Raw genomic sequence first — 1844 nt, forward strand, 5'->3', positions numbered from 1 at the left:
GGGCGCCGACCGGGACGACGCACAGGACGCCCTGCGTGCCGTGCCCGGCCTGGACGCCCGCACCATCGCCCGAGATCCGCACCCGCGCCCTCGGCGACCCCGACGTGGCCCCGCCCGGGGCCGACATCCCCGACAGCTGGCGCCCCTGGCGCTCGTACGCCCTGAACCACCTGCGCGCAGCAGGGGAGTGGGAGTTCTGATGACCCCGACGTACTGGACGAACGTGGCCTCACCCCTCGGGCCGCTCCTCCTCACCGCCGGCCCGGACGGCGAACTGACCTCGCTGTCCGTGCCCGGGCAGAAGGGCGGACGCGTGGTGGGGGACGGCTGGCGGCGCGACGAGGGGCCCTTCCGCGAGGCGGGGGAGCAGCTCGCCGCCTATTTCGCCGGGGAACTGAAGGAGTTCAGGCTGGCGTGGCGTACCGAGGGCACCGCGTTCCGGGAGAAGGTCTGGGCCGCGCTGGACGTCATCCCCTACGGATCGACCGTGACCTACGGGGAGATCGCGGCGCGGATCGGAGCACCCAGGGCGGCCGTACGGGCCGTCGGAGGGGCGATCGGGGCCAATCCGCTGCTGGTCGTCCGGCCGTGCCATCGGGTGATCGGGGCGGACGGCACGCTGACGGGGTACGCGGGCGGACTGGACCGGAAGGTACGGCTGCTGACGCACGAGGGGGTACTCGGCGAGCGCGTGCCGTAGGCGTGGGGGAGGGGCCATGAGGAAGGGGCCGTGAGGAGGGGGCTCATCCCCAGATGACCGCGCCCAGCCAGGCCGCAGCTATCAGCTGGCAGGTGAACAGTTCCGTCAGAATGCTGGAGCCGCCCGAGCGCATGATCGTGCGCAGGGCGGCGACCGCGTCGCGGCGGCGGCCGAGACGGAGGCGTTCGAAGAGGTAGATACCGGCCAGGAAGCCGGGGATCGCGCCGAGGACGGGGAGCAGGACGAAGCCGAGGGTGGATCCGGCTCCTGCGTAGGCCAGCATGCGGCGGTTGGTGCCGCTCGCCCGCAGCCGCCGGGGCGGCAGGGCCCAGCGGACGCCCTGGGAGACGAACAACAGGACCGTGGCTCCCACCAGGACCCACCAGGAGACGGGCTGCGGGTCCTTCAGCGCCCACCACATGACCGCGGCCCACACCAGCAGCGACCCGGGCACCGCGGGCAGCAGCACTCCGCACAGACCGAGCAGGATGACCAGCCCGACCAGCAGGAGGTCCCACACTCCCATCTGACCAGACTGCCGGACTCGGGAAGAAGGCGCAGGTCAGGACCATGGCAGCGTCAGGACCCGCAGGTCAGCCGGTCGCGGCCCCCGGGGCGCCCCGATATCGCATGATCGTTCTACGGCTCACTCGTCGGCGCCGTTCCCGTCGCCGTGACGGGCCGGTTTTTCCGCAAGCCCCGTTTTCATCCGGCTCGTGCGGTGGACAATCAGGGTCATGAGTCAGCAGGGGGGAAAGCCCACCGGTCACGAGGACGACTGGTGGAGGCAGTTGTACGACGACTCCACCGACGACACGGGGCCCGCACCCGCACCCGACTCCCTGGACGACCGCTTCGCTTCGGCGGCGGGAGCGGTGGGGGACGAAGCGGACCCGGACCCGGGGGCGGACGAGGAGAGGCGGGACGAACGACGCGCCTTCCGCCCGTGGAAGCGGGGCGGGCGGTCCGGCTCCGCCGGAGCCGAGCCGGTGGTGCCCGCGCCCCGCACCGGGTCCGCCGGTGCGCCGGACGGGCCCCGCCCCACCGACGGCTCCGCGCACCGCGCACCCTGGGAGCCACCGCCCGCGCGGCCCCCGGGGCCGGTGACCTTCCCAGGGCAGCCCGGGCCGCCCCCCGAGCAGGA

At 73.6% G+C, this 1844-nt stretch carries 2 protein-coding genes and 2 pseudogenes; 3 read left to right on the top strand and 1 reads right to left on the bottom strand.

Features of this window, described 5'->3' with window-relative positions:
* Both SSQG_RS39890 and SSQG_RS31100 read left to right on the top strand, forming a co-directional pair.
* A pseudogene (locus tag SSQG_RS39890) lies at positions 1–200 on the top strand (DNA-3-methyladenine glycosylase 2 family protein); the annotation flags it as partial.
* Positions 200–700: a methylated-DNA--[protein]-cysteine S-methyltransferase gene (locus SSQG_RS31100; protein ID WP_003993919.1), complete on the top strand. Its 501-nt coding sequence runs from the start codon at positions 200–202 to the stop codon at positions 698–700. The pseudogene SSQG_RS39890 and the gene SSQG_RS31100, both read left to right, overlap by 1 nt.
* A 43-nt stretch (positions 701–743) precedes the next feature.
* Here SSQG_RS31100 and SSQG_RS31105 read toward each other — a convergent pair whose 3' ends face one another.
* A complete protein-coding gene (locus SSQG_RS31105; protein WP_003993920.1) occupies positions 744–1226 on the bottom strand; it encodes a DUF456 domain-containing protein in 483 nt (160 codons plus the stop codon).
* Between the two features lie 211 nt (positions 1227–1437).
* Here SSQG_RS31105 and SSQG_RS43150 point away from each other — a divergent pair.
* Positions 1438–1844: pseudogene (locus SSQG_RS43150) on the top strand (protein phosphatase 2C domain-containing protein); the annotation flags it as partial.

Source organism: Streptomyces viridochromogenes DSM 40736 (genome assembly GCF_000158955.1).
In the GTDB taxonomy this organism is placed as follows: Bacteria; Actinomycetota; Actinomycetes; order Streptomycetales; family Streptomycetaceae; genus Streptomyces; species Streptomyces venetus.

Coding starts and splice junctions, on each gene's coding strand:
- SSQG_RS31100 (WP_003993919.1), top strand. CDS start 200: ATGACCCCGACGTACTGGACGAACGTGGCCTCACCCCTCGGGCCGCTC.
- SSQG_RS31105 (WP_003993920.1), bottom strand. CDS start 1,226: ATGGGAGTGTGGGACCTCCTGCTGGTCGGGCTGGTCATCCTGCTCGGT.